The sequence below is a fragment of the Amycolatopsis sp. NPDC102389 genome, from assembly GCF_044765885.1.
Classification (GTDB): Bacteria; Actinomycetota; Actinomycetes; order Mycobacteriales; family Pseudonocardiaceae; genus Amycolatopsis.
In genome coordinates, this window is the sequence record NZ_JBIWKX010000018.1 from 16,799 (window position 1) to 34,845 (window position 18,047).

Consider the following 18,047-nt stretch of genomic DNA (forward strand, 5'->3'; position numbering starts at 1 on the left):
GGGGGGGGGCGGGGGGGGGGGCGTGGCCCGTCCCCCCCCCCCCCCCCCCCCCCCCCCCCCCCCCCCCACCACCACCAGCCTCACGACACCTTTGACCTTCTCCTCAATATGGCGTCAAAAATCCCGGCGGAGGCGTAGGGAACCCGTTCACACCGGCGGCACGTCCGGTGACGCGAAGTTGACTGGGCGGATGAGGAATCCCGAGTGCTTCGGTTTCCCGTTCGGTTGTGTCGCCGTCGTCGCCGCGGCGTCGGCGGCCGGGCTCCTCGGCTCTGCTCGACATCACGGCTTTTCCTTGCTGGCCTTGGGTTTCGTCGTACTCGCCACCGGAATCGCGACGAGGCCCGCCGCGACCGCCGGGACGGCGGTGATCGCCTGGGGTGTCCATTCCGGATTCACCGTCGGAACGCTCGGCGCGCTCCAGTTCACCGCCGAGACGGGGGTCGCGGCGGTCGTGTTCGCCGCCGCCACGGCGCTCGGCGCGCTCGCCGGAGCGGTCCGGCGTTCCGTGCACGACGCCGGGCCCGAGTCGCCCCACCCCCTGGAAGGGGCGACTCGGACGCGGCAAGGGGATCACTCGGCTACAGAAGGTTCCAGCTGGTCCGCCCGGACCCAGGTCGCGTGAAAACCGAGCGGGACACGCTGGGGCAACAGGACCCTGGCCACGGGTCCGGCGGCGAGATCGGCGGCGTCGAAGACGTCCAGCTCCGAGCGCCCCTCGCGCTCGTCCTGGACGAAGGTCACCAGATAGCCGTCGTCGGAATCGGCGGCCGCGCCGTCGCGGGGTGCGAACGGCGCCTCACTGCCCCACCGGCCCGGACCGAAACGGTGTTCGGTCTTGGTGCCGGCAAGATTGTCGTAGCACACCAGGCCGTCGAACTTGAGCGTCGAGTCCGGCGAGATGTGCACCGCGTAGGAGAAGCGATTCCGGCCGCCGACCACCCTCGAGTCGACGGACGGAAATTCGGTGTTGTCGTCGTCGAGCTGGTTCTCGAGGCACTGCCCGGTCCGCAGGTTGAACCGGTAGCGGTGCAATGAGGCGTCCAGCCGCAGGTACGACAGCATTTTGGCGAGCGGGGTGTGCGCGTCGGCTCGCGGCTCGGGGCGTTGAACCCGGCAGACGTCGAGGACGATTTCCTCGCCCTGCTCCCAAGAATTGACGACGTGGTAGATGTAGCAGGGGCTGGCTTCGAACCAGCGGATCTGGCTACCGTTACCGTAGCGAGGTAGCACCCCGAACCGGCTCGGCAAGGATCGGTCGAACAGCAGCTTGTGCCGTCCGTTGCGGGCCGCCTCCATGTCCTGGACCAGCGGCAAGTCCATCAGGATCGCGTGGTTCTCGGTGATCGCCATGTCGTGCGGCAGGCGCGGGCCGGGGAGTGCGATCTCGGTCGTGCTCGCGACCTTGCCGTCCGCGCTGATCACGCCGTAGCGCAGGTACGGCGGCCGCGGCCCGTAGTCGAACCAGAACATCTCACCGGTGCGCTCGTCGACCTTCGGATGGGCCATCATGTCGCCGACCAGCGTGCCGAGAAAGTCCTCGGCACCCAGCGTCTCCAGCGACAGCGGATCGACGGCGTACGGCGTGCCGCACAGGTACCAGGTGGAGAGCACCTTGCCGCGATGGAAGATCAGGTCGGTGTTGGCGCTGTCCTTGACGTTCAGGCCGTGGGAGTTGCCGAACGGGTTGCCCTTGGGCGATTCCATGACGCCCTTCCAGAGCGCCTTGCCCGCCTCGGATTCGGCCTCGAAGGCCTTGGTGCGCACCCAGCGGTTGCGGTAGCGGGCCTTGCCGTTCTCCAGATGGACGGCGTGGATCATGCCGTCGCCGTCGAACCAGTGGTAGCGCCCTTCCGGCTCGAACCGGGGATTGGGCCCGTTGCGCAGGTACACGCCGTTGAGGTCCGCGGGGATCTTGCCGATGACCTCGAGATCGCTCCCGTCGATCTCGTCGCCGACCGGGGCGTAGACGCCCATCAGGTACGGGTTGACCTCGGGTTCGCCGGTGGCGGCTGCCACCAGCACCGGCTGCTCGGAGGTACTGGCCATGCCGAGACACTACGATTGCTGTAGCCAGGTGTCAATAGGCTTCTACTGCTGTAGTCAGTAGTACGCTGACAGCGACACCCCCTCGGAAGGAACCAGGTGACAGAAGCGACGGCGCACCGCGTCAGGCCGGCGGGCGATCCGCTGCGCCACGCGCTCGAACTGCTCGGCGATCAGTGGACCTTGCTGATCCTGCAGAGCCTTTTCCTGCGCTTCCGCCGTTACGAGGAACTCCGGCTGCGGCTCGGCATCTCCCCCACCGCGTTGTCCGGCAGGCTGCGCGCGATGGTCGAGGCCGGCGTACTCGTCCGCACGCCGTACCGGGACGCGCGCCGCACCCGGCACGAGTACCGGCTCACCGGACGCGGCCTCGATCTGTGGCCGCTGCTGATCTCGATCTGGGCCTGGGAACGGGAATGGGTCGAAGGACGGCGTGCCGTACTGCCCACGCTGATCCACCTCGACTGCGAACTGGCCACCTCGGCGCCGCTCGGCTGCGCGTCCTGCGAACGCCGGGTCGACGCCCGCGACGTCCGCGCGCGACGGCTCGACGACACCGGCGTCGTCGAAGCGACGGCGTCGAAACGCTTCCGTCGCAAGGACGCCGACTCCCTCGCGGGCGATCCGCTGATGTTCTTCCCGGACACCATGGAACTCCTCGGCGACCGATGGTCGACCGGGCTCGTGGTGAGCGCGCTGCTCGGGGCACGGCACTTCTCGGAGTTCGAACGCGAATTGGGGATCGGGCCGAGCGTGCTTTCGGGGCGGCTGTCGAAACTCGTGGACGTCGGCGTGCTGCGGACCGGCACCGCGAAGACCCGCACCGACGCGCACGACTATCGGCTGACGGCGAAAGGGCTCGCGTTCTTTCCCGCCCTGGCCTTCATCGCCGAATGGTCGCGGGGCTTCGAGGTCCCCGGTCAGGAGCCGGACATCACGCTGGAGCACGTCGACTGCGGCAACCGGCTGAAGCCGATCCTGCTGTGCGACCACTGCTGGCGCCCCCTGCTGCGGAACCGGGTCCGGTTCGGCGGCCCGGTCCAGCTGCCCGCTCCGCCCAGGTGACGTAAATCGACTCGCCAAGCCGGTCTGTTCCTGACAGGCTGGCGTGGTCACACGTCGTCACCTCGGAGGTAAGAATGACTGAACCCGCACCGTCCCCGGCGGATGGCGAAGAGGACGACACGAAGCGCAAGTTCCGCGAGGCCCTGGAGCGCAAGCAGGCACAGGCCCGCTCCGGCTCGGCGCACGAAAACGCCGGCGGGAAGAACCTGCACGCACACGGTCCGGCCGCGAACAAGCGCACCTTCCGTCGCAAGAGCGGCTGAGTCCCCCGCACCGAGTGCTATGAACGGGCCGTTCCTCGCGAAATTCGCAAGGAACGGCCCGTTTATAGCGTTCAGGGAGCTACACCGTCAGGATCGACCGCAGCCCGCCGACCTCGGCCATCCGGCGTTCCGCCAGCCGGTCCGCCGCCGTCGCCGGCGGGACACCGTCGGCCTTCGCCAGCGCGAACACCGCCTTGGTGGTGTCGAAGATGGCCGTCGTCTTGCGCTTGGCCCGCGCGAAGTCGAAGCCGTGCCGCTCGTCGTCGACCTGGATCACGCCACCGGCGTTGACCAGGTAGTCCGGCGCGAAGAGGATGCCGCGGTCGTCGAGCTGCTTGCCGACGCCCGGGTGCGCGAGCTGGTTGTTGGCCGCGCCGCAGACGATCTTGGACCGGAGCTCGCCGACGGTCTCGTCGGTGAGCACCCCGCCCAGCGCGCACGGCGCGAAGACGTCGAGTTCGGTGCGGATCAGCGTGCCGAGGTCGTCGACGACCTCGACCCCGGGGTACGCCGCGCGGGTGCGCTCGATCGCCGCGGGCGAGACGTCGGTGATGACGACCTGCGCGCCCGCCTCGATCAGGTGCCCGACCAGGATGTGCCCGACCTTGCCGACCCCGGCGACGCCGACCTTGCGGCCCGCGAGCTCCGGGACCCCCCAGACGGCGTCCGCGGAGGCGCGCATGCCCTGGTAGGTGCCGAAAGCGGTGAGCACCGAGGAGTCGCCGGCGCCGCCGTTCTCCGGCGAGCGGCCCGTGACGAACTCCGATTCGCGGGCGACGATGTCCATGTCCTGCACGTAGGTGCCGACGTCGCAAGCGGTGATGTAGCGGCCGCCCAGCGACTGGACGAACCGGCCGAAGGCGCGAAGCAGCGCTTCGGTCTTGTGCTTCTGGGGGTCGCCGATGATGACGGCCTTGCCGCCGCCGAGGTCGAGCCCGGCGAGCGCGTTCTTGTACGCCATCCCCTTCGACAGCGCGAGGACGTCCGCGAGCGCGGCGTCTTCGGATTCGTAGGGGTAGAACCGGGTCCCGCCGAGCGACGGCCCGAGCGCCGTCGAGTAGATCCCGATGATGGCCTTCAGGCCGGTGGCCTGGTCTTGACAGAAGACGACCTGTTCATGGCCGGTACCTCGGCCGAACACTTCGGTCACTGTGGTGACTCCTTGTCCTGGAGTGCGCGCGGCTTGTGGCTCACGTGCGAAGTTCCTGCAACAAGGCACAGTCCCCGACGAAGGTCGTCCGGCGGCGACGGTGCCACATCGCAAACCTAGATCGCCCCGGTCCGTTCGCCAAGCCGGGGTCGAGCCGTCTCAGCCGTTGACGACCTCTTCGAGGACGCGGAGCGCGGAATCGAGCTGACGGTCGGACAGATACGGCGCCGGCCCGAACCTCAGGTACGCGCCGCGGCTGTCGGTCCGGACGCCGCGTTCGGCGAGGGCGGCCTGCAGCGCGCCGGCGTCCGCGCACTTCAGCGACAGGAAACCGCCGACGCGGTCCAGCGGCGTCTCCCGGTCACGGGTGATGACGTCCTCGGGCAGCCCGAGCTTGTCGAAGCCCTCGGCGAGGAAGCCCACCTGGTGCCGCGAAACCTCCCGCAGGAATTCGGGCGTGAGCCCGTGCTCGGCGAAGAACCGGAAGACGCGGGCGCCCCGGTAGTGGCTCGTCGGGTCGTAGGTCGCTCCGGCGAACCTGTCCGATCCGCTCGCGTAGGCGGTCTGGCCGGGACGGCGCTCGTCCGCGAGCGCGCCGAACTCGGCGTACCAGCCGGTGACCACCGGCCGCAGCTCCTGCGCGTGCGCGGGCATCCGCAGGAAGCAGTTGCCCTCGCCGAGCTGGAGGTACTTGTAGCCGCCGCCGAGCACCCAGGCGTTGGTGAGCCCGAGGTCGTGCAGCGAGAACGGGACGACGCCGAGCGCGTGGTAGGCGTCGACGACGAGGTTCACCGACTTCGAAAGGCAGACGTCGGCGAGATGTGCGAGGCCCGGCACGAGCCGGGAGGTCTCGAACAGCACGGCCGAGACGAGCACGGCGGCGGTGTCTTCGGTGACCTCGGCGGCGACGCGTTCGGCCAGCGTGGCGACCGGCGACGCGGGGACGCGGACCACCTCGACGCCTTCTTCCGCCAGCCTGCCCAGCTGACGGCGCAGCGTGTGGAACTCGCCGTCGGTGGTGACCAGCCGCGGGCGGCGCGGCAGGTCCATCGCCGAGAGGAACCGGATCACCAGGTCGTGGGTGCTGGCGCCGAGCGCGATGGCGCCGTGCGGATCACCGAGCAGGGCACGGAACCCCGCCCGCATCTCGTCGGCCTTCGCGAAGGCGCGGTCCCACTTCGTGTCGACCTCTTCGGCTGCGTCGGCGAAGGCCTCGAGAAGGCCTTCGCGCGCGACGTCCGGCCAGGCCTGGTGCGAATGCCCCGTGAACAGCATCCGGTCCGCCACACCGAATGCCTGGTAGTGCTCCGCGAGCGCGTTGGGATCGCGGCGAAGTTCGTCGAGGTTCGTCAAAGCCTGCTCCGCACAGCCCAGAGATCCGGGAACATCGGGGAGAAAAGCGTCGTACGCAGATAGTGCGCTCCCGACGAACCCCCCGTCCCGGTCTTGTCTCCAATGGTCCGCTCGACCATCTTCACGTGCCGATACCGCCACTCCTGCATCCCTTCGTCCAGATCGACCAGGTGCTCCGCCACGACGGACGGCCCGGTGTCATCGCGGTAGACCCGCAACAGAACCTCTTGGAGCGCCGGAGAGGGTTCGAGTGGCTTGGTGACATCGCGCCCGGTCGGGACGTCGTACCCCTTCACCGCGAGGTAGGTGACGAAGGAGTCGAAGAGCGACGGCCGTGACATCGCGTCCGAGATCTGGGCGCGCTGGTCACCGCCTTCGGGGTAATGCGCGAACACCCGCTCGTCCCGGCGGCCGAGGACGGCCTCCAGGACACGGAACTGAGCCGACTGGAACCCGCTCGAAGCGTCGAGTCGCGCACGGAAACTGGTGAACTGGCTCGGAGTCATCGTCTCGAGCACATCGATCTGCGCGACCACCACCTTGAAGATAGTCAGGATTCGCCTCAGTGTGCGGACAGCGTGAGCGGTGTTACCCGCTTCGAGTTGCTCCTGCAGGTAAAGCGCCTCGTGGAGAACTTGTTTGAACCAAAGTTCATACACTTGGTGGATCACGATGAAGAGCAATTCGTCGTGCTCGTCGGACCGCGGATGCTGCGCGTCCAGCAATTCGTCCAGCGAAAGGTAGGACGTGTAACTCAATGCGGCCTGAGTGTCGTTCATTTTTCTGTCACCTCGTCGAAATGGCGTTGCGCCGCCGGGGCCAGCGCCTGATAGAGATCGTGGAACAGTTCGACCGCGGCCGCCCGGCTCGGCGGAGCGGGCACCAGCCCGACCGGAAGCTCCGGATCGAGTGACGGGAAGGCGCGGAACGTGTGCGTCAGCCAGGTTCGGACCCGGAACGCCTCGGCGTCAGGCAGGTCGCCTGAATATCCGCCGAAATCTCGGACGAACGCGTCGTACCGCGCGGCGAGGCCGTCGAGGTTCCACGCCCGCGCGGCGAAGCGCCTGACGTCGAGGCCCGCCGACGGTTTCCCGAGCATCAGCCCGGCGTGTTCGGAGACGTCGAGTTCGCTCAGCAGGGCGAGCACCTCGGCCTCGCGGTCGTGCGGGGCGATCCAGGTGCCGTCCTGGACCGGGCCGAAACCGAGGAAGCGCAGCCGACGCACCAGCCGTTCTCTGGCCTGGCGGCGGCTTTCCGGGATGCTCTGCCACAGCACCGTCCACTCCCCGACCTCGCGTTCGCGCCTGCCGAGGGAGAAGATCCGGCGGTCGCCGTCCTCCAGCAGCGCGATCGTGCGGCGGGTCAGCGAGTAGTGGACGAGCCTGCCCGCCTTGTGCCTCGCGAGCAGGTCGCGGCGGGCGAGCCTGGCCAGCGCGATCCGCGCGGCGCCGTCGGAGAAGCCGAGCCCGGCGAGCACGCCGACCAGGCCGCCGGACCAGACACGGCGGCTCTCGCGCGGCGACACGTAGGTGCCGAGCAGGGTCATCACCAGCTCCTGGGGACCTGGGTCGCTGTGGGGCGGGGCCGATTCGGGCATGAGCGCAACTCTATACACCTCAGGCCGCTGCGGTGTAGCTTGATTCGAGTGACGTACTTCGCGGAGTTGAGCTCGCGTCAGGTGGCCGCGCTCGCGTCCGACGCGCGCGTTCCCGTGCTGCTGCTCCCGGTGGGCGCCGTCGAGCCGCACGGACCGCACGCGCCGCTGGGCACCGATCCCCTGATCTCACGCGGGATGTGCGAGCGGGCCGCCGCCCGGCTGGCCGGCGATCCCGGCTTGCGCGTGCTGATCCTGCCCGAGGTGCCGTACGGCGTGACCCGGTTCGCCGCCGGGTTCGCGGGCGGCGTCTCGATCGGCGAAGAGACCCTGTTCGCGCTGCTGACCGAGATCTGTGGCGCGCTCACTGAGCAGGGGCTCACCCGGATCCTGCTGGTCAACAACCATTTCGAACCGGCACATCTGGCCGTGCTGCGGCGTGTGGCGGAGACGGCGGGCGTCGGTTTCGTCGACCTCGTCCGCCGCCGGTACGCCGCGCGGCTCACCGACGAATTCCGCTCGGGTGAATGCCATGCCGGGCAGTACGAGACGTCGCTGGTGCTCGCCGACCGGCCGGATCTCGTCGACGCCGCTGTCCAGCGCGCGCTGCCCCCGGTCCACGTCGACCTGGCGCGCGGCGGGGTCACGGACTTCGCCTCGGCCGGGATGACCGAGGCCTACTGCGGCACCCCCGCCCAGGCAAGCGCCGAAGAAGGCGAGAAGACCTTCTCGGTGCTCACCGACATCCTGGTCGAAGCGATCCGGGAGCTCGTATGACCTTCAATCTGGCGACCCATTTCGTGGACCGCCTCCCCGGCCAGCGGACGGCGTTGCTGTGCGGCGACGAGGAAGTCACGTACGCGCAGCTGGCGGCTTTGGTGAACCGGGCCGGGAACGTGCTGCGCGAACTCGGTGTCCGAAGTGGACAGCGGGTCCTGCTGGCGCTGAACGACAGCATCGAGTTCGTGGCCGTCTGGTACGCGGCACAGAAGATCGGCGCGGTCACCGCCGAGGTCTATTCCTTTCTGCAGCCCAAGGATTACGCGTACTACCTCGCCTACACCGAGGCCGTCGTCGTCATCGCGGACGCCTCGACGCTGCCCGCGCTGCGCGAAGCCGGCGCACGGAACCTGCTGGTCGTCGGTGACGCGGAGCTACAGCCAGGCGAGCACTCGTTCTCCACGCTGACCGATGCGGCTTCCCCTGAACTGGAGGCCGCGCCGACCACGCTGGACGACGTCGCGATCTGGAAGTTCACCACCGGCAGCACCGGTTCGCCCAAGGCGTGCGTGCACCCGGCGCGCAGCGCGCTGGAGAGCTTCGACCGGTACGCGCTCGGCGTGCTCGGGCTCCGCGAGGACGACCGCGTGCTGGCCGTGCCGAAGCTGTTCTTCGGCTACGCGCGCGATCTGACCGCGTTGTTCCCGTTCGGTGTGGGCGCGTCCGGGATCGTGTTCGGCCGGCGGAGCACCGCCGATCTGCTGTTCTCGCTGATCGAACGTTACCGGCCGACGATCCTGGTCAACGTGCCGACCATGATGAGCGCGATGATCGCCCATCCGACGGCGTCCACTGTGGACATGAGCTCACTACGGCTCGCGACGTCGGCGGGCGAGGCGCTGCCGTCGGAGCTGCATCGCAAGTGGGACAACACGTTCGGGGTTCCGGTGATCGACGGGATCGGCTCATCGGAGGCGTATCACATCTATCTGTCCAACGTGCCCGGCGCTCAGCGGGTCGGCAGCCTCGGCCGCGAGGTCCCCGGCTACACCGCGCGCGTGCTGGACGAGAGCGGCGATCCGTTGCCGGACGGGGAGATCGGCACCTTGGAGGTGACCGGGCCGACCATCGCGCGCGAGTACTACGGCGACCCGGAGAAGACCGCGCGGACGTTCCACGGCGACACCCTGCGCACCGGCGACCTGTTCAGCCGCGACACCGACGGGTACTTCCACCACCACGGCCGCGCCGACGACCTGCTGAAGGTGTCCGGTGTGTTCGTCGCGCCGAGCGAGATCGAAGACTGTCTCATCGGCCATCCCGCCGTCGTCGACTGCGCGGTGCTGGGGGTGACCGTCGACGGCCTGGTCGTCCCGCGGGCGTGCGTCGTCCTGGCGGAGGGCGCTTCCGTCACGGCCGAGGAGCTCAAGGATCACGCGCGGGCACAGCTGGCGAAGCACAAATACCCGCGCGAGGTGGTGTTCGTGACCGAACTCCCCCGCACCGCCAACGGAAAACTCGATCGGCGCGCGTTGCGCCGGGTGGAGGCAGAGTGAGCAGGATCGTCGTCGTCACCGGCGGGACACGCGGGATCGGCGCGGCCATCGCCGCCCGGTTCCAGGCCGCCGGAGACAAGGTGCACGCCCCCGGCCGGTCCGACTGCGACGTCACCGACGAAGACGCCGTCGCGCGGTACTTCGACGGCCTCGGGCCGGTGGACGTGCTGGTGAACAACGCCGGGATCTCGGCGAGCGCCCCGCTGGCGAAGACGTCGCTGGAGCAGTGGCGGAGCCAGCTCGAGGTCAACGCGACCGGCGCTTTCCTTTGCACCAGGGCGGTTCTGCCCGGTATGCGGTCGCGCGACACCGGCCGGATCGTCACCGTCGCCTCGACGGCGTCGCATATCGGTTACCGCTACACGGCCGGGTACACGGCCTCGAAGCACGCGGCCGTCGGCTTGATGCGGGCGACCGCCGCGGAACTGGCGGGCACCGGCGTCACCGCGAACGCCGTCTGCCCGGCCTTCGTGCGCACGGATATGACGGCCGCGTCGGTGGCCCGCATCCAGGAACGGACGGGCCGCGACGAAGCCGGCGCGGAAGCAGCCCTCGCCGCCGCGTCGCCACTCGGCCGCCTGCTCGAACCCGACGAGGTCGCCCACGCGGTGACCTTCTTCGCGGCGCCCGAAGCCGCCGCGATCAACGGACAGACACTCGTCCTCGATGGAGGTGGGATCCAGTCATGAGCCCGTTCCGCGCCACGCCGCCGATCACGACGGACTGGGAGCACTTCGAGTTCACCGTGGACGACGGCGTCGCCACGGTCACCTTGAACCGCCCGGACAAACTGAACGCGCTCACCTTCGACAGCTACGCCGACCTGCGTGACCTGCTGGCCGAGCTGCCGCATCGCGGTGACGTCCGGGTGCTGGTCATCACGGGTCAGGGGCGTGGCTTCTGCTCCGGCGGCGACGTCGAAGAGATCATCGGCGAACTGCAGAAAATGGAGTCCGCGGAACTGCTGGAGTTCACGCGGATGACCGGCGCGGTGGTGAAGGCGCTGCGGGAGTGCCCCATCCCGGTGATCGCCGCGGTGAACGGCATCGCGGCGGGCGCGGGTTCGGTGATCGCGCTGGCGAGCGACTTCCGGCTGCTGGCGTCGTCGGCGAAGTTCGCTTTCCTGTTCACGAAGGTCGGCCTGGCCGGCGCGGACATGGGCTCGGCGTACCTGCTGCCGCGGCTGGTCGGGCTGGGGCGGGCGACGGAACTGCTGATGCTGGGCGACAAGATCGACGCCGCCCGGGCCGAGGCGATCGGCCTGGCTTCTCAGGTCGTTCCCGACTCCGACTTGCCTTCTGCCGCCTCTGCTTTGGCGCGGCGTCTGGCCGATGGGCCGGCTTTGGCTTACAGCACGACGAAGGTTCTGCTGACGCGCGAGCTCGACATGGATCTGGGAAGTTCCATCGAGCTGGAGGCGATCACGCAGGCTTTGCTGATGACGGCCAAGGACCATGGGGAGTTCTATGCGGCCTGGACCGCGGGGCGTTCGCCTCAGTGGACCGGGCGGTGAGCTCTTTCCTCTTCCGCAATTAGTCGGCTAAGTGCGGAGTCCCGGCCGTGATCGGACCGGTGATACGCGACTGTGTGAATTTTGGGGCGTTGGATGACCCGAAATCCACACAGTCGCCGGTCCTGAGCATGGCGCGGGAAAACCTCACAGTGAATATGGTGGACGTGGCAGTTCTTGGGTCATCTATGAAACCTCGGGAACTTCTCTGAGACGGACGTCTTCGTCGCCGAGGTGGCGGGCTGTGTGGATTTCGGGACGTCAGATGTCCTGAAATCCACACGGCCGCCGACCCTGGGCATGACGAGGGGCCCGTCGCCTGGGTGGCTGGCGGGCTCCTCGGTGTTCAGACGTGGTGCAGGGTGTTGCGGCGGGGTTGTCGAAGCGGATCTCGGTATTGGGGTGGGATGAACTCCGGTAGCCCATCTGCCGCCATGCAGACTTCCCAGTCACCGTGATGAATCAACCTATGGTGGAAACCGCACAGCAGCACGAGATTCCGAAGATCCGTGGGCCCACCATCCGCCCAATGGTGAATGTGATGGGCGTGGCAGTTCTTGGGCTTCCGGTGACATCCGGGGAACGCGCAGCCCCCGTCCCGGATGTTCAACGCGCGTCGCTGGCCCGGGGTGACGAACCGTCTCAGGCGACCCACGTCCAGCGGTTCACCCGCGGCGCTCATCACGACCGGCAGCATGAGGCAGTCGCATGCGGCGAGCCGGGCTTCGCGGGCGGTCATCGTCCCCACGAAATCCAGGCACGCGGTCCCGAGACCGGACTTCAACTCGTCGAGCCCGATGGTGACATGCACCAAGGTGCGGTAGCCGCTGGTTCCCGGCTGATCAGGACACGCGATCGCCAGATCGAGGATATCGACCCACGCATCCCCCATGCGCTCGCACTTCATCCGCAGATCCGCCTGCCCGAACTCGTCCACCGGCCGTGGCCGGGCGTAGGCATCGAGGACGGCCGCGGTGCGGGCACCGGTCTCGTCATCGAGCATACCGGTGAGTTTCCAGAAGCCGTCCTTGCGGCGCTCCAGGGTGATCTCGCGGCGCGGCTCCTTCGGCTCGGGGTCCTTGGGTTCCTTGCCGTCCGGGTCGAGCCAGCCCAGCAGGCTCATCTCAGCGTCGGCGAGCTGACGGGGACCGGCATTCGGAGCCAGATCGGCGAGGATCTTCTCCGCACTCTCCCGATCCTCAGCAGAGGTGTCAGCGGGAAGTCGCTTCAAGATCTCCAGGATCTGATCGATCCGCTCATCCCCGACCAACCCCTCCGCCGCCACCGCGGCGGTCGCGGGAGCCACGGGCGGAAGCTCGGTGCCGTCCAAGGCGCGGGTGGGGTTCAGGGCGATAGCCCGCTTCACCACCGCACCCGCCTCGCCGGCCGACAATCCCGCTATATCGGCGAACCAGGCAGCCGTCCGGCCGTAGCCGTACAAGTCTTTCGCGCCCCGAGCCTCGATCTCCGCCAGAAACTGCCCCAAAGCAGCGGTGGCCATCCGAATCACCTGCAGGGACTGCTGCACGCCCTGGGCAAGCTCCAGCTTGCCGGCACGCCACAGTTCCTGCGGCAGTTCGGGGAGGAAGGTCTCGGACACGTCCCCATAATACCGCAATCCTGCCGAACATGTGTTCGTAATTTTAAGCAACAAGCGAACCTGCCGAACACCACCGAAGAGTGAAACTGTCGCCAACACCGAATCACCCTCGGCGACCATCGCATTTAGTCGACTAAATGCGAGCAACGCCGGGCACCCTAAGTATCCTGTCGAGAGGGAGCGAATAGCACCGAAGGGCAAGTCAGCCACTAAATCGTCCCTCTTCGAGCACCCCTCGCAATTAGTCGACTAAATGCGAGGCTGAACCAGCCGCTGCCAATAATCGTTCGGCCAGCACCCGGCACCGCTCCCCCAATTCCACCGGCTCGATCACCTCGAACTTGTGCCCCAGCACCACCACGTGCATCAGCATGAAGTCGAGATCCCCGGCTCCGCTCAAGACCTCGCACCGCGAAGGTCCCCGTTCCCGCACGACAGCCGCCGACGCCGGAATTTGGGCCCGCACGACCGGAGCAGGCGCGTGCACCAAGAACCGCGCCTGGTGCCGGTAGACCCGGCTGGCGATGTTCTCCTGCACGTAGGCGGCCGCGTCGGGTGCCGGACGCGGCCGGAATCGCCACGACCGCGCGGAAACCTCGGTCATCTTGTCGACGCGGAAGGTGCGCCAGTCGTCGCGGTCGAGGTCGTAGGCGAGCAGGTACCAACGCCGCCCGGAGGCCACCAAACGGTACGGCTCGACACGCCGCAGCGCAGGACCCGAAGAGGACGGATACTCGAAGCCCGCCTCGACCTCGTCGCGGCAAGCGCGAGCCAGGGTCATGAGGACGTCGGGGTCGATCGGCGCGCGGCTTCCGTCGAAGGAGACCACCGAGCCGGACAGCGCGCTCACCTCGTGCCGCAGCCTGGTCGGCAGGACGCGGTCGAGTTTCGTCAAAGCCCGCAAGGCGGCTTCCCCGCTGCCCGCGCCGGCGAGCAGCGAGACCGCGGTGGCGATCGCCTCCTCGTCGTCCAGCAGCAACGGCGGCATGTCGTGGCCGGGCCCGAGCTGGTAACCCCCGCCGACACCGTTGCTGGCCAGCACGGGGTAACCGAGCGCGCGCAGGCGTTCGACGTCGCGCCGGATCGTGCGCGGCGTGACGCCGAGCCGTTCGCCCAGTTCCGGGCCGGTCCACACGGCGCGCTGCTGCAACAGCCCCAGCAGGGTGAGCACCCGCTCGGTCGTGCCGCGCTCCTCCGCCATGTCACTCACTGTGCCAGAGATAGCGGACCGATCCTGTCCGCTAGGCATGTCAGAGTGGTCCCATGAACCGCAAGAGCCGCGAAATCCAGGTCAGCTTCGACGCCCTCGACCCGAAAGCCCTGTCGACCTTCTGGCGCGACGCCCTGGGCTACGTCCACCCCGGTCCGCCTGGGGTCGAGGTGCCCGAGGGCACCGATCCGCTGGACGTGTGGGACGAGTTCCTCGAGCGGGTCGGCGTGCCCGTGGATCAGCGCAACACCCGCTCGGCCCTCGAAGACCCGGACGGCGAGGGGCCGAGGATCTTCTTCCAGCAGGTCCCCGAGGACAAGATCGCGAAGAACCGAGTCCACCTCGATCTCCGTGCCGCTCCCGGGCTCGTGGGGGACGAACGCATGGCGGCGCTCGAAGCCGAGTGCGAAAGGCTCGTCGCCCTGGGGGCGAAGCGGATTCAGCGCTTCGAGCCCGAGCAGCCGTTGAGCCTCGGCTTCATCGTGATGAACGACCCCGAGGGCAACGAATTCTGCCTAGACTGACGTTACCGCGATCGCGTTGTCCTCAAGGGATCCGAAGTAGAGGGTCCCGGCCCGCTCGCGGACGCCGACGAGCACATGGAACCCGTCGATCTCCCCGCGCAGTTCGTGGACCTGCTTCCCGTCCGGAGTCACGCCGCGCACCCCGCATTCCCGCGCGGGCGCGGGCTGCAGGGCGGTCGGCAACGCCCGGACACCGGCCCGCAGCGGCGCGGGGAGCTTCTGCACCAAGGAAAGCGCGGGCACCTTCGGGCTCGCCACGGTGATCCAGATCAGCCCGTCGCTTCCGGTCGAGATGTTGTCGGGATAGCCCCACAGGTCGTCGACGAGGTAGTCCCGCGTGCCCGCTTTGTCGCCCGTGAGCCACACGCGCGTGACCCGGCAGGCTCCGGTCTCGGCGACGGCCACATAGGACTCGTCGGGCGGCAGCGCGACGCCGTTGGCGAACTGGAAACCGTCGGCGAGCTGCTCGATCCTGCCGTCCGGCGTGCGCCGCAGGAGCCGTCCGCCGCCGGTCTGCTCGATCAGGTCGTCGCGCCATTTCTCGATGCCGAAGCGGCGCGACGAATCGGTGAAGTACACCGTGCCGTCCGAGGCGACGGCGGCGTTGTTGCAGAACACGAAGTCCAGCCCCACCGCCGAAGTCGCCAGCGTGGTGATCGGGCCGCCCGCGAGGGGCATGGTGAGCAGACCGGCCTTGGCGTCGCAGATCAGGAGGTCTTCGCCGTAGAACTCCAGCCCCAGCGGGCGGCCGCCGGTGTCGCCGAGGACGTCGATCCGCTTGCCGTCCGGCGTGACGCGCAGGATCCGCCCGTCGTCGACGCCGGTGTAGATCCGCCCCTGGTCGTCGACCACGACGTCCTCGGGACCGTGCCCGTTGACCGGGATGACCCTGACCTCGCCGAACGCCATCGCGTGTCTCCTAGCGGTAGGTGAGCAATTCCGCGGCTTCCGCCTCGAAATGCGGATGTTCGTTGAACGACAACAGGGTCACCCCGCCGCGGCCGGACACGAGTTTGGTGATGCCCGCGTTCACGGTGACCCGGTTCAGCTTCAGCAGCCCCGCTTCCGGCGTACCCATGAGCAAGCCGCAGACCGTCGCGATCACGCCACCGGAGCTGAAGACGACCGCGTGCTCGCCTTTGCCCAGCGACGCCACGACGTCGGAGAGCGCGCCCTTGACCCGCTCCAGGAATTGAGGCCAGGTTTCGGCGCAGGGACCGGAAGCTCCCGCCGAGACCCAGGCGTTCAGCGCACCGTCCAAAGCGGCCTGATACGCCCGCGAATCGTTCTGCTGGGCACCGGCGGCGTGGTATTTCGCGATGTCGACGTGGTCGTACTCGTTCCAGCGCTCGTCCTCTACGACGGCGATCCCGGAGCCGAGCACCTTCAACGCCGTCGCGGCCGTGTCCCGTTGCCGGGCAAGGGAACCCGCTCGCGCCTGGGTGAACTCGACACCCCGCCGCAACAGTTCCTCACCGACCACAGTGGACTGTTCGAAACCGCGCGGCGAGAGCTGGTCGTAGTTCTCCGCGCCGAACGACGCCTGCCCGTGCCGGACCAGGTAGATCGCACCCATTTACGCGTGCCCTCCTCCGGTGATCCGGCGGCAGCGTCCATCGAGGTAGCCGACGAACTGCCAGAGGTCCTTCAACGCCGGGTTGGTCGTCTGTCCTTCGTGGAACCGGTAGTAGATCTGCTGGATCACCACCGCGAGCCGGAACAGGCCGTACACCTCATAAAACGTCCAGTCTCCGATTTCGAGGCCCGACCGCTCCGCGTACCGTCGCACGAACTCCTCGCGCGTGTACATCCCCGGCACGTGCGTCGGCTGGCGACGGCTGAGCTTCATGACGTCGTCATCGTCGTCCTGCACCCAATACGCCAGCGTGCTGCCCAGTTCCATCAGCGGATCGCCGAGGGTGGCCATCTCCCAGTCGAGCACTCCGATGATGCCCAGCTCGTCGTCGAGCACCAGGTTGTCGAGCCGGTAGTCGTTGTGGATCAGGCAGATCTTCACCTCGGACGGCTGGTTCTCCTTCAGCCACGCCATCACCTCGGCGCAGTCCGGGACGTTCTCCGTGCGGGCCTTGAGGAACCGCTCCGACCAGCCGCGCACCTGGCGCTCGACGTAGCCGGCGCCCTTGCCGAGGTCGGCCAGCCCGGCGGCCTCGACGTCGACGGCGTGCAGCTCGACCAGCCGGTCGACGACCTTGCCGCACAGTTCGCGCGCGCTGTCGGGCGGCAGGTCGAAACCGGCGGGCAGATCTCCGCGCAGGATCAGGCCTTCGAGCCGCTCCATCACGTAGAAGTCGCCGCCGAGCACGGTTTCGTCGTCGCAGAAGGCGAGCATCTCGGGCACGTACGGGAAGACCGGCCGCAACCCTTGCTGCACCCGGAATTCACGGCGCATGTCGTGCGCGGACGCGGCCTTGTGCCCGAGCGGCGGACGCCGCAGGATCAGCTCGCGATCCGGATAGGTCAGCAGATACGTGAGATTCGAGGCGCCGCCGGGGAATTGGCGGACCCCGGGCGGCGAGTCACCGAGACCGGGCACCCGCGCGGCCAGCCAGGTGTGCACCGCAGCGGGGTCGAACGAGTCCTCTCCGCGTACCTCGACGGTTTTGTCCGGCGCTGTCATCCGAACTTCTTCAGCAACGACGCCGGGACGAGCGGGAAGAGCTTCGAGAGCACGCTCCACGGCCACGTCGGCACGAACGCCTTCGCCGTCTCGGATTCGATCGCCTTCACCAGCGCCTGCGCGCCGGCCTCCGCCTTGACCGCGCCCGGAAGCTTCGAGATGTCCGGGTTCATTCCCGATTCGATGAACCCGGGAAGCAGCGTGGTGACCTTGATCGGCGTCTTGCGCAGCTCGATCCGGGTTCCTTCGGTGAACGCCGAGATACCCGCCTTCGAGGCGGCGTACGCGGTGGCGTTGCCGGGAACACCGCGGAGCGCGAGGAAGGAGGAAACGACCACGAGGTGGCCGTCCTTCTGTTTGCGGAAGATGCCGACGGCGGCCTCGATCTGGGCGGCCGCGGCGAGGAAGTTCGTCCGCAGGGTCTCGCTGTTGGCGTCGAACCGGCCGGTGCCGACCCGCTGCCCCTTGCCGAGCCCCGCGTTCACGATCACACGGTCGAGGGAGCCGAGCTCCTCGCGGAACTCCTCGAAGACGGCGAAGACCTGATCGTGGTCGTTCACGTCGAGCTTCCGGGTGACCACGGTGATGCCGGGATACGCCTGCTTGAGCTCCGCGGCGAGGGCTTCCAGCTGGTCGACACGGCGGGCGGCCAACGCCAGGTTGCGGCCTCTCGCGGCGTACTGCCTGGCCATTCCTTCGCCGAGTCCGGAGCTCGCCCCGGTGATCAGGATGTTCTTCCGCAGGACCATGGGCAGGAGCTTACCCGTTGGTAACAAGTCTGGGATCCCCTTGGACACGGGGCTGCCCCCGGCGCCTGG

General features: G+C 68.3%; 19 protein-coding genes. 8 read left to right on the forward strand and 11 right to left on the reverse strand.

The features are described from left to right. Positions 1-190 precede the first annotated feature (190 nt). Positions 191-625, forward strand: coding sequence for a hypothetical protein (locus tag ACIRGA_RS17620; RefSeq protein ID WP_400942287.1), 435 nt, complete (start codon positions 191-193; stop codon positions 623-625). Here ACIRGA_RS17620 and ACIRGA_RS17625 read toward each other — a convergent pair. After that, positions 574-2,049 carry a carotenoid oxygenase family protein gene (locus ACIRGA_RS17625; RefSeq protein ID WP_400942289.1) on the reverse strand — a complete coding sequence of 492 codons (1,476 nt, stop codon included), beginning with the start codon at positions 2,047-2,049 and terminating at the stop codon, positions 574-576. The two genes, ACIRGA_RS17620 and ACIRGA_RS17625, sit on opposite strands and share 52 nt — an antisense overlap. 96 nt (positions 2,050-2,145) lie before the next feature. Here ACIRGA_RS17625 and ACIRGA_RS17630 point away from each other — a divergent pair, with 96 nt between their 5' ends. Together ACIRGA_RS17630 and ACIRGA_RS17635 are read left to right on the forward strand one after the other, a co-directional pair. Next, positions 2,146-3,111 (forward strand): winged helix-turn-helix transcriptional regulator, encoded by a 966-nt coding sequence (locus ACIRGA_RS17630; protein ID WP_400942290.1) that lies wholly within the window; start codon positions 2,146-2,148, stop codon positions 3,109-3,111. A 74-nt stretch (positions 3,112-3,185) separates the two neighbouring features. Beyond that, the gene (locus ACIRGA_RS17635; RefSeq protein WP_076164687.1) at positions 3,186-3,374 is read left to right on the forward strand and encodes a DUF5302 domain-containing protein; all 189 of its coding nucleotides are present in this window, start codon (positions 3,186-3,188) and stop codon (positions 3,372-3,374) included. A 79-nt stretch (positions 3,375-3,453) separates the two neighbouring features. Here the strand turns inward: ACIRGA_RS17635 and ACIRGA_RS17640 are convergent, their stop codons facing one another. The 4 genes from ACIRGA_RS17640 to ACIRGA_RS17655 all read right to left on the reverse strand — a co-directional run bounded on the left by ACIRGA_RS17640 (position 3,454) and on the right by ACIRGA_RS17655 (position 7,474). Then, positions 3,454-4,524 (reverse strand): Glu/Leu/Phe/Val dehydrogenase, encoded by a 1,071-nt coding sequence (locus ACIRGA_RS17640; protein ID WP_400942292.1) that lies wholly within the window; start codon positions 4,522-4,524, stop codon positions 3,454-3,456. Positions 4,525-4,683: 159 nt separating this feature from the next. Beyond that, on the reverse strand, positions 4,684-5,877 hold the full coding sequence (locus ACIRGA_RS17645) for a kynureninase (RefSeq protein WP_400942294.1): 1,194 nt from the start codon (positions 5,875-5,877) through the stop codon (positions 4,684-4,686). After that, positions 5,874-6,656, reverse strand: a complete 783-nt coding sequence (locus ACIRGA_RS17650; protein WP_126735534.1) for a tryptophan 2,3-dioxygenase — start codon at positions 6,654-6,656, stop codon at positions 5,874-5,876. Before ACIRGA_RS17650 ends, ACIRGA_RS17645 begins: the two co-directional genes overlap by 4 nt. Further along, a complete protein-coding gene (locus ACIRGA_RS17655) occupies positions 6,653-7,474 on the reverse strand; it encodes a PaaX family transcriptional regulator C-terminal domain-containing protein (RefSeq protein WP_400942296.1) in 822 nt (273 codons plus the stop codon). Before ACIRGA_RS17655 ends, ACIRGA_RS17650 begins: the two co-directional genes overlap by 4 nt. A gap of 48 nt (positions 7,475-7,522) precedes the next feature. Between ACIRGA_RS17655 and ACIRGA_RS17660 the strand changes: the two genes are divergently transcribed. The 4 genes from ACIRGA_RS17660 to ACIRGA_RS17675 are packed head-to-tail and all read left to right on the forward strand — an operon-like array spanning position 7,523 to position 11,260. Then, a complete protein-coding gene (locus ACIRGA_RS17660; protein WP_400942298.1) occupies positions 7,523-8,248 on the forward strand; it encodes a creatininase family protein in 726 nt (241 codons plus the stop codon). Beyond that, entirely contained in the window at positions 8,245-9,747 is a 1,503-nt protein-coding gene (locus tag ACIRGA_RS17665; RefSeq protein ID WP_400942300.1) for a benzoate-CoA ligase family protein, read from the forward strand. The genes ACIRGA_RS17660 and ACIRGA_RS17665 overlap by 4 nt, the downstream gene beginning before the upstream one ends. Beyond that, positions 9,744-10,436 (forward strand): SDR family NAD(P)-dependent oxidoreductase, encoded by a 693-nt coding sequence (locus ACIRGA_RS17670; protein WP_400942301.1) that lies wholly within the window; start codon positions 9,744-9,746, stop codon positions 10,434-10,436. The genes ACIRGA_RS17665 and ACIRGA_RS17670 overlap by 4 nt, the downstream gene beginning before the upstream one ends. After that, the gene (locus ACIRGA_RS17675; protein WP_400942302.1) at positions 10,433-11,260 is read left to right on the forward strand and encodes an enoyl-CoA hydratase family protein; all 828 of its coding nucleotides are present in this window, start codon (positions 10,433-10,435) and stop codon (positions 11,258-11,260) included. The genes ACIRGA_RS17670 and ACIRGA_RS17675 overlap by 4 nt, the downstream gene beginning before the upstream one ends. 343 nt (positions 11,261-11,603) lie before the next feature. Here the strand turns inward: ACIRGA_RS17675 and ACIRGA_RS17680 are convergent, their stop codons facing one another. Then, a complete protein-coding gene (locus ACIRGA_RS17680) occupies positions 11,604-12,857 on the reverse strand; it encodes a DUF222 domain-containing protein (RefSeq protein WP_400942303.1) in 1,254 nt (417 codons plus the stop codon). Between the two features lie 241 nt (positions 12,858-13,098). Continuing rightward, a complete protein-coding gene (locus ACIRGA_RS17685) occupies positions 13,099-14,058 on the reverse strand; it encodes a helix-turn-helix transcriptional regulator (RefSeq protein ID WP_400942305.1) in 960 nt (319 codons plus the stop codon). Positions 14,059-14,120: 62 nt separating this feature from the next. Between ACIRGA_RS17685 and ACIRGA_RS17690 the strand changes: the two genes are divergently transcribed. Then, entirely contained in the window at positions 14,121-14,591 is a 471-nt protein-coding gene (locus tag ACIRGA_RS17690; protein WP_400942306.1) for a VOC family protein, read from the forward strand. Here the strand turns inward: ACIRGA_RS17690 and ACIRGA_RS17695 are convergent. From ACIRGA_RS17695 to ACIRGA_RS17710, 4 genes are read right to left on the reverse strand one after another with little or no spacing between them, the layout of a single operon-like run. Continuing rightward, positions 14,583-15,500 (reverse strand): SMP-30/gluconolactonase/LRE family protein, encoded by a 918-nt coding sequence (locus ACIRGA_RS17695; RefSeq protein ID WP_400942308.1) that lies wholly within the window; start codon positions 15,498-15,500, stop codon positions 14,583-14,585. The two genes, ACIRGA_RS17690 and ACIRGA_RS17695, sit on opposite strands and share 9 nt — an antisense overlap. A gap of 10 nt (positions 15,501-15,510) precedes the next feature. Further along, positions 15,511-16,167, reverse strand: a complete 657-nt coding sequence (locus ACIRGA_RS17700) for a histidine phosphatase family protein (RefSeq protein ID WP_400942309.1) — start codon at positions 16,165-16,167, stop codon at positions 15,511-15,513. Continuing rightward, the gene (locus ACIRGA_RS17705; RefSeq protein WP_400942310.1) at positions 16,168-17,229 is read right to left on the reverse strand and encodes a phosphotransferase family protein; all 1,062 of its coding nucleotides are present in this window, start codon (positions 17,227-17,229) and stop codon (positions 16,168-16,170) included. Further along, positions 17,226-17,978, reverse strand: a complete 753-nt coding sequence (locus ACIRGA_RS17710) for an SDR family oxidoreductase (protein ID WP_400942311.1) — start codon at positions 17,976-17,978, stop codon at positions 17,226-17,228. The genes ACIRGA_RS17705 and ACIRGA_RS17710 overlap by 4 nt, the downstream gene beginning before the upstream one ends. Positions 17,979-18,047: the final 69 nt, after the last annotated feature.